Source organism: Streptomyces sp. NPDC059477 (genome assembly GCF_042749375.1).
Classification (GTDB): Bacteria; Actinomycetota; Actinomycetes; order Streptomycetales; family Streptomycetaceae; genus Streptomyces.
In genome coordinates this window covers 4,883-13,380 of the sequence record NZ_JBHYUG010000147.1, presented here as the reverse complement: position 1 = coordinate 13,380, position 8,498 = coordinate 4,883, and the positions used below count along the sequence as shown (strand labels likewise).

At 66.2% G+C, this 8,498-nt stretch carries 5 protein-coding genes; 2 read left to right on the top strand and 3 right to left on the bottom strand.

The window, feature by feature from the left end:
- Positions 1–184: 184 nt before the first annotated feature.
- From ACFXAZ_RS38040 to ACFXAZ_RS38030, 3 genes are all read right to left on the bottom strand, one after another.
- Positions 185–649: an Imm1 family immunity protein gene (locus ACFXAZ_RS38040; protein WP_384601158.1), complete on the bottom strand. Its 465-nt coding sequence runs from the start codon at positions 647–649 to the stop codon at positions 185–187.
- Between the two features lie 60 nt (positions 650–709).
- Positions 710–1,246, bottom strand: coding sequence for a hypothetical protein (locus ACFXAZ_RS38035; protein WP_384601155.1), 537 nt, complete (start codon positions 1,244–1,246; stop codon positions 710–712).
- Between the two features lie 131 nt (positions 1,247–1,377).
- Positions 1,378–5,418 carry a DddA-like double-stranded DNA deaminase toxin gene (locus ACFXAZ_RS38030; RefSeq protein ID WP_384601152.1) on the bottom strand — a complete coding sequence of 1,347 codons (4,041 nt, stop codon included), beginning with the start codon at positions 5,416–5,418 and terminating at the stop codon, positions 1,378–1,380.
- 454 nt (positions 5,419–5,872) lie between these two features.
- Between ACFXAZ_RS38030 and ACFXAZ_RS38025 the strand changes: the two genes are divergently transcribed.
- A complete protein-coding gene (locus tag ACFXAZ_RS38025; RefSeq protein WP_384601149.1) occupies positions 5,873–6,505 on the top strand; it encodes a hypothetical protein in 633 nt (210 codons plus the stop codon).
- Between the two features lie 94 nt (positions 6,506–6,599).
- Entirely contained in the window at positions 6,600–8,099 is a 1,500-nt protein-coding gene (locus ACFXAZ_RS38020) for a trypsin-like serine protease (RefSeq protein WP_384601145.1), read from the top strand.
- The last annotated feature ends 399 nt before the right edge of the window (positions 8,100–8,498 follow it).

The following is an 8,498-nucleotide window of genomic DNA, read 5'->3' as shown; positions in this document are numbered from 1 at the left end:
CGATGGAGAGCGATCCCTCGCTGCTGGGCGACGTCGACCGGGGGGGGGCCCCCCACGGCCCCCCCCCAAGGACCCGCACCCGCCCCCCCCCCCCCCCCCCCCCTTCCAGCGGAGCCCCCCCCGCCCCCCCTACCCCCCCCCCCCGGCGGGTCGGGGATGGGGGTCGAGAGATGGTCTGAGTTTGTCAAGAGTCCAGTGGCTGACCGTTCGCTGTGCTGGGTTCCCAGTCTACGGCCGTAGGCCGCATTCCTTGGTTGAAGCAAAATTCTTTGAGGGCGGCTTCAACTCTTTCCAGTGGTACGACGTTGCGCGGTTGGTACCACAATGGATATCCGGCATCAGCCGTAACGCGCGGGTCAAAGGAAGGGGGATTCTTGCCGCGCGACATCCAGTAAAACTGGTCCGGATCTTCTGCAATCACCTCGCCCCACCAGATCATCCCCCCATAGCCAGTTTCCCGGTTCACTCCGACGATCAGTGAACTCTCGGCGACAGCTGGGGCCTTTTCCCCTTCCGGAAGGTCGAAAACATGAAAGGCTCCGGTGCTCCCCGCATTGAATCCGAGTGGAACTTTCCTCTCGGATTCCAGCTCGTTCAAGGCCCGGCCGATAGCGATCTCCACTTCCTGAACTGTGGAGACTCGTATCATCTCACCATCGATCCATATTCGACGATCATCGACCTCTCCCTCGCCTTTTACCAGTGAAGGTCAGAAGATCCCCCATTCCCTTGACGGGATGGGCCCTTCCCAGCTGTCCATGCTTCCTACAGCCCAGTCCCGCGCGACAAACAGGGGTCGGGTACGGGCATAGTCGCCATTGTGCTGGCAGCGCATTACCAGGCCGATACCGGGCAGTCCAGGGTCACCGGTCGTCGCGATGCGTAGGCCACTCAGGCCAGGAGGCAATTCTTCGAGCGATTCGCCGGTCTCTTCGATCCAAGGAGTGATTTCGGAGGGGAGCCGCCCTACCAGGCGAACGTTGTTGTATGAGACTTGAGGGCCACGAAATGAATTAACCGCTACTGCTGCCAGGCCATATTTTTCCTCATGAAAATAGGCATCGATACCTTTCCCAGTGAACGAAGCCCACCGGGACTTCGGATCATATCCACTGAGAGGCACAGCTAGAGCGTCGGCCACTTCTTGGGCGCTCTGGCCGAATCTCAAAGGCCCCACATTTTTAAACGGGACCCAATCCCATTGCGGGCGCTCCGAATCAGCTACCACTTGATATTCGTACCACACGGCAAGTTCTTTCTGTGAATGTTGGATATATACCCCCCCGGGGGGGGTGGCCCTACCGGTCCGCCTGCAGGACCACTCCCAGCGAAGGACATAACCGCTACACCTTGCAACGTCCTCGCGTGAAACTATTCCTACGGTTCGGTCCTCTTCCCGAAGATTGTGATCGGAATGCTGGCACCCGGATAGTATACGGTCATAGTTGAACCGACGGGAAGGATCGCCTCCACGGCATCTGTGCAATTCATCGTATTTTTGCATACGCCGTTGTTGTTGTTGATGACAACGACGGAATGCTTGATGTCTAGTTCTTTCATTGCGGCAGCATACTTCGGCTCGACGTGAGAGGAATTCGGAAATATGCCCTTCGGTCCCCAGGGTGGAAGCTTCGAGGTCTGAAGCAGCGTGTTCGCTTTCTTGAACCAGTCGTCGTGCTCGCCGCTCATCATCTGGCGCAGGTCATCCCCGCCAAATCCGGTGATTTCTCTTCCGCTCGGGTCGCGTATCTCCCCGAATGTTTTCTTGTACGGCGGCAGTCTATCGAAGATGTCCGTGACCCATTTGGGGCATGGGTTGTCGTTGTTGTGGACGAGGACGTTGGTGGTGCCGGTGGATACGTAGTAGGTGTGGAGGTCGTCGACGGTGAGGTCGTAGGCGTCCTGGAGGCCCTGCCAGCCGCGAGTCTCGACGACGGCCGCTGTGCTGTTCTGCGGGGTGCGCAGGGAGTCGCCGGCCGCGAGTTCGCTCGCGTCTTTCCATGTCTGGTCGCTGGCGGACCAGAAGGGGTGGTTGCTGGTGGAGGTCAGTGTGGAGCCGTCGGCGAGGGTGACGTCGGTGAAGTTCCGGTCGTCGGGGGTGTGGATGGTGCCGGTGACCCTCCTGGGGCCGGTTTCTCCCGTTGTGGGGTCGGTCGCTAGGACGAGGTCGCCGGTCTCGATGCGCTCGATGGGACGGCTGGTGCCGTCGCCCGTGAGAACTTCGGTGCCGGCCGGGAAGCTGTGCGCTGCTGAGGTCAGACAGGAAGCCGACATGCGGGCGGCTCGCCCGCCCTTGAGGGCGTCGATGCCGTTGTCGATCTTCGTCAGGAGTTTGAGCTTGCCCCAGGGGGTGGCCCCGACGGCGGCCATCGTGCAGTCGGCGCCGGTGGGCTTGTCGATGCATGCCTCGATGTCGGCAAGACCCGACAGTTCCCAGACGATCGCCTCATACGTACCGGGGTCCCTTATCACCCCCCAGATCCTGTCGATCGCTCCGTCGTCGCAGATGACGGTGTTGATCGGGAAGCGCGAGGTGTCGAAGGGAAGGAGGTCCATGCAGAAGTGGTCAGGCGAACTGCCCTGCTCTGCCTTGCGCTGTTCCTCCGCCTGCCGGCGGGCCTCCTCCATCTCCTTCTCGGCGAGGTCGCGGGTGACCTGCCAGGCCTGCTTGGCATCCGCTTCGGCCTCGGCGGCGCTCTTGCCGGCGGCAATGGCCGAGGCACGGGCCTGGTCGGCGGCGTCATCGGCCTTCTGCGCCGAGTAGCGGGCGTAGGAGGCGGAGAATTCCGCGTCGGCGGCGGATGCCTCGGCGGCGGCGGCGTCCTGGCCGGCGCGTTCGGCGGCGCTGCGGGCCGTGGCCGCTGATGTTGCTGCGTCGGCGGCACTCTGTGCTGCGGCATCCGCTGACGTCTTGGCGTCCGCCGCGTGCTGCTTGGCCTGTTCGGCCGACTTCTTCGCCTGTGCGGAGGCGGCTGCGGCTTCGTCGGCGGCGTTCTGGGCCGTTGCGGCGGCCTCGGCTGCGTGCCAGGCGTTCTCCTGTGCCTTTGCGGCGATCAAGGAGCCTTCGGCGAGGAGCCGTTGAACCTGGTGGATGTGGGTGGTGGCGAGGTCGTCCTTGCGCTGGGCCATGTACTGGCCGGTGCTGACGAACTCGTGGATCAGTTCCGGTGGTCCGGCGAGAGCGATCTTCGCGGCGGCTTGGACTTCGGGGCCGCCGGTCTCGGCGAGGCGGGCGGTGATGACCGTTTCGTCGTCCAGGCGCTGGGCGTACTGGCCGATGTGCAGGAACGTCGCGAGAGTTCTGTCGTTTCCGTCGGCGAGTGCCGCCTTGGCCGCGTTGCTGACGCCGGGGCCGCCGGTCTGGGCGAGGCGGGCGACGGCGACGCTCATGTCGTCGTGTCCGGCCTGGTACTGGCCCGAGGCGTGGAAGGCTTCGATCTGCTGCGGGGTACCGTCGGCCAGAACCTCGGCGGCCGCGGTGCGGACCGAGGCGTAGGGACTCTGGGAACTCAGGACGACGACACGCTGGCGTACGTCGTTGTGGTTGGCCTCCTTCCAGCGGGTACGCAGGTAGTCCAGGACGTCCTGGTCGGTGCCGGAGAGGGCGCGGGCGGCGGCTTCCTGGTGCCAGGGGCCGAGCAGCTTCATCGCCTGCATGGCGAGCTCGCGGCCCTTGGCCGCGGTGGCCTGGACGTCGACGTCGGGCCGCGCGGCCTCCAGGGCCAGCTCGGTGGCGGTGTCGTTCAGGGACAGTGCCCCGACCTGGGTGGCGGCGGAGGCCGAGATCGATGCTTCGGAGCCGGTCTTCATCGAGCGGGCACGCTCGATGGCCGCGTCCGTGCGGGTCTGGAGGTCGGCCGTTTCGGACTCCCGGGCCAGTGCGGAGGTCACCTTCGCCCTGGCCACCGCCGCGCTCGCACTGTCGGCCGCGGCTTTGGCGCCTTCGGCGTTCTTCTTGGCCGCGGCGGCGTATCTGGCCGCGTCCCCTGCGTGATCGGCGGCCTCGTCGGCATAGCCGGCGGCCTTGTCGGCGTGTGCCGCTGCCGAGTTGGCGGCGTCACGGGCCCCGTAGGCAGCGGTGGCCGAGCGGCGGGCCAGGTCGGCGGAGCGGTCGGCGGCCGCGTCGGCGGCGTCGGCGTGCCGCCGTGCTTCGGCGGCTGCCAGGCGGGCCTCATTGGAATGCAGGCCGGCGGCGTCCGCGTGGCGGTTGGCCTCATCGGCCGCGTCGGCTGCCGCGCGAGCGTTGCCGGAGGCTCCCTTGGCCGCGTCGGAAGCAACGGCGGCAGCCGCGGAGGCGAGGCCCGCGTTGTTGGCAGCGACCGCCGACGTCTTGGCGGCCTCCGCTGCGGCCCGTGCCTCGCTGGCGGCCTGCCTCGCGGCGTTGGCGTCGGCCTCGTCGAGGGCAGCGGCGATGGCCGCCTTGTATGCCTTGTTCGCTGCTTCCGCGGCTGCGGCGGCCGCCGAGGCGGTCTGCGCGGCGGCCAGTGCTGCCCGCCGTGCGGCCCGGTTGGCGGCGTTGGCCGACCCGATGGCTTCCTGCGCGGCCTCGGCCGCGCCCCGCGCGGCGTCCGCGGCCTGCCTGGCCTTGACCGCAGCCGTCTTGGAGTCGTCCTTGGCGGCCTCGGTCTCCTTGGCCGCTTTCTGCGCGGCCTCCTTGGCCAGCCGGGACGCCTCGACCGCCTTCTCCGATGACTCCTCGGCCAGCTTGCGGGCGTCCTCGGCCTGCTTGCCGGCCTGCTGCGCCTGCTCGATCAGCTGGGCGATCGTGGAGTGCTCCTGGTCGCGGTCGCGGGCGATGAACTGCCCGACTTCCAGGAACTCGACCATGTCCTCGGCCGTACCGCGCAGCGCGATCTTGGCAGCGGCTTTCACGTTGGGGCCGCCGAGGGTGGCGAGGCGGGCGACCTCGACACTGTTGTCGTCCTCGCGTGCCGTGTACTGGCCCGACTCCAGGAAGAGTTCACGGTCGTCGAAGGTGCCCTGCAGGGCTGCTTTGCCCTCCGCCTGCACACCCGGGCCGCCCAGGGTGATCAGACGGGCGATCTCAACCGTGCGGTCCTCGTCGAGCGGCTCCTCATAGCCGTACAGGAGGAACGTCTCCAGCTCGGCCGGTGACTTCAGCATCGCCGTCTTGGCGGCCTGCCGCATACCGGGACCGCCGGTCATCACCAGTCGCGCGGTCTCGACCAGGTTGTCGTCGTACTGGATGGACTCCGCTTCGTCGAGGAACTTGCGGATCGCTTCGTCGCCGCCGAGCAGCGCCTGCTCGGCGGCGAGCTTGAGACCGGCTCCGCCGGTCTCCCAGTAACCGACGATGTCGCTGCGCACGTCCGCAGGCAGCGGTACCGGCTCCACCGCCACGGCGACGGGTGCCCCCAGCAGACCGGACAGCATGCCTGCGGACAGCAGTATCCGCAAAGCCCGTTTGGTCCCTGAGAACCGTCTCAGCGCTCCCGAGCCAACAGCCCGAGAGACTATACGCCGTCTCACTCGGAGACTCCCCTTCTTTGACAGATATTTATTTCGAAAGCACGGAAATCGCAGGAGGGACGCGAGAGTTCAGTCCTTTTTCGGCCTGCCCCAATAGGGAATTAGGCAGCCATTCCGAGGAATTCCAGCACCTTCGGAGCCGCTTGATCGTACACCGGTTCCCAGCCACGGGATCAGAAGTCACAAAGGATTGACCCACTCCTCTCATTTATGTCATGTACACGGCGTCTACCTGTTCATGGGCCTGTACCAAGATCATCACCTCTATCATCCATGATCCACTCATGTGGCACTTCGCCTGATTGAAAGAAGAATGCGGAGCTTTACGCCGATATAATGCAGCCATTAGGTGCACATAAGTTGTGTGCCAGATGAATGAACCGTGAGTAAGCTCTGGATGGGCTGTGCATCACGAATTAAACTGCACCCGTTCTTGGTGCAGCCTTTACTGCGGCCCCCAGGGCCTGAATATCTTCCCTCCTGTCTTCTACTGAAAGGAATCATTCTGGTGATAAATCGTGCGCGCAGAAAGTTGCTGGGCATTGCTGTTCCGGTTCTTGCGGCATTTACGGCAACGCTTGGTGTGGCCTACGCCGACAACGGCACCACGTCGGCGTCCGCGGTCGCGGCCGCCGGCGAAATGCCCTATGCGGTCGAGGACTTCAACTACCCCGGAGCAGCTCAGATCCAGGAACAGACCGGCGCTCTTCTCAAGCGCGGCGACGGTCACATGCTGATGACCGCCTGCGACGGCACCGAGGACATCCTGATCCAGAGCCGGACCGGGCAGAAGCAGTTCTGCTTCGACGTCGCGGCGAAGCCCGCCTTCCTGACGCTTGAGATCCCGCAGGCATACGGCATCTGGACATCGGCAGATCCCGTGAAGACCACCATCCGCGAGGACGACGGCACCACCACCGTCGTCAACGCGCCCGCCAACGACTTCACCGGCTACGGCGAGGCCGGCGCCTCCGGCGACCCGACGATGCTCATCGAACTCCGTGTCACCGCCTGACCTTCCCCTCCACCACCCTCGCCCAGTTCCAGCTGCCAGTGACAGCCGTCCGGCTGCCCGGCACGCGCCTCTCGCCTCCTCGGAGAGTCCCTCCATGCACAGACCCCGCACCCGCGCGGCCCTGACGAGCGGACTGCTCGCAGCCACCGTGGTCGCTTCCGCTCTCACGGCCGCTCCGGCCCAGGCCGCCTCCGGCAGCCCGGCCGCCTCCGGCAGCTACGCCTTCACCGCCCGCCTGGCCATCGGCAGCGGCGACCGCGTCTGTTCCGGCACACTCGTCGACCCCCAGTGGGTCATCTCCGCCGGCTCCTGCTTCGTGGACAACCCCGCCGCCGGGACCACACCTCCGGCTGGCCCGCCGACCAAGCCGGTCACAGTCACTGTCGGCCGCGGGGACCTCGCGTCCACCGGCGGGCACATCACCACCGTCACCGAGCTCGTCCCCGCCCCGGGGCGCGACCTGGTCATGGCGCGACTCGCAGCACCTGCCCAGGGCATCACCCCCGTCACCCTGGCCACCACGCCACCCGCCACCGGAGACACCGTCAGGGCAGCGGGTTTCGGACGGACCGCGACGGAATGGTCGCCGATGAAGCTGCACACCGGCTCCTTCACCGTCGACGGCGTCGACACCAACCAACTGGCCATCACCGGACAAAGCGGCAACGCGCTCTGCGCCGGCGACACCGGCGGCCCGCTCCTCCGGGAGAAGGACGGGAAGACCGAGCTCATCGGCGTCAACAGCAAGTCCTGGCAGGGAGGATGCTGGGGCACCGACACCTCCGAAGTACGCAAGGGAGCCATCAGCACCCGCACCGACGACCTGAACGCCTGGCTGCAGCAGGTCCGGGCCCTGCCGCAGCAGGCCCAGGTGGTCGACGGCGACTTCGACGGCGACGGCAAGTCGGATGTCGCGGCCCTGTACGACTACGGCAAGGATGCCCAGGGGCGCGCCCAGAGCAGCCTGTGGGTATTCAAGAGCGACGGTACGACGTTCCGTGCCCCGCGCGTGGCCTGGGACAGCGGCGCCACCAGCTGGACCTGGGCGTTGAGCAAGGTCACCTCCGGCGACTACAACGGCGACGGCAAGACCGACATCGCCGTCCTGTACGACTATGACCAGACCGCCGACGGGAAGAACCACTCCAGGCTGTGGTGGGCCTTCACCAGCACCGGCACCACCTTCAACGCGCCGACCGTTGCCTGGGACAGCGGCACCATGAGCTGGAACTGGGACTCCAGCAAGGTCACCTCCGGTGACTACAACGGCGACGGCAAGACCGACATCGGCGTCCTCTACAACAACGGGCTGATCGACGGGAAGAACCGCACCAGACTCTGGGCCTTCACCAGCACCGGCACCGCCCTCCAGGCACCCAAGATCATCTGGGACAGCGACCCCACCAGCTGGAGCTGGGACGCCAGCCAGCCCCTCTCCGGTGACATCACCGGCGACGGCAAGACCGACATGGCCATCTTCTACGACTACGGCACCACAACTGACGGCCGAACCCGCCAAGCCCTGTGGAACCTCACCAGCACCGGCGACACCATGACCGCTCCCCGCCGAGACTGGGACAGCACAATCCAGTAGCAGACAAGAAGCCCTGCTCCTTGCTGCCTGCAATCTCACCAAGTTCTCTGCCCGGCCGTGACCCCGCACCGGACAGACGGCCCGGAAATACCCGGCCTGTCCTTCAGCGGCCTCGCCCACCACCAGCTGCGTATCCCCGGGACACGGCTGTCGACCTGGCTCCGGGCGAGGTGAACGAGGGGCACCTCGCCCAGTCCTGGTTGGCGACTGCCGGAGCTGTGGCCATGCTCCACCGGACCGTCGGTCACGGATCGTCCGTACGCGTGGGTTGACCATGGCGCCCCGCTCCCGGGTGAGGCATCGTGGAGGTGGGGGGCCCCCGCCCCACCCCCCCGGGGGGGGGGCGGGCCGTTGTGAAGGGCGGTTTTAAAGGAGACAAAACCCCCGGGGTGGGGGGCG

Coding starts and splice junctions, on each gene's coding strand:
- ACFXAZ_RS38020 (WP_384601145.1), top strand. CDS start 6,600: ATGCACAGACCCCGCACCCGCGCGGCCCTGACGAGCGGACTGCTCGCA.
- ACFXAZ_RS38040 (WP_384601158.1), bottom strand. CDS start 649: ATGATACGAGTCTCCACAGTTCAGGAAGTGGAGATCGCTATCGGCCGG.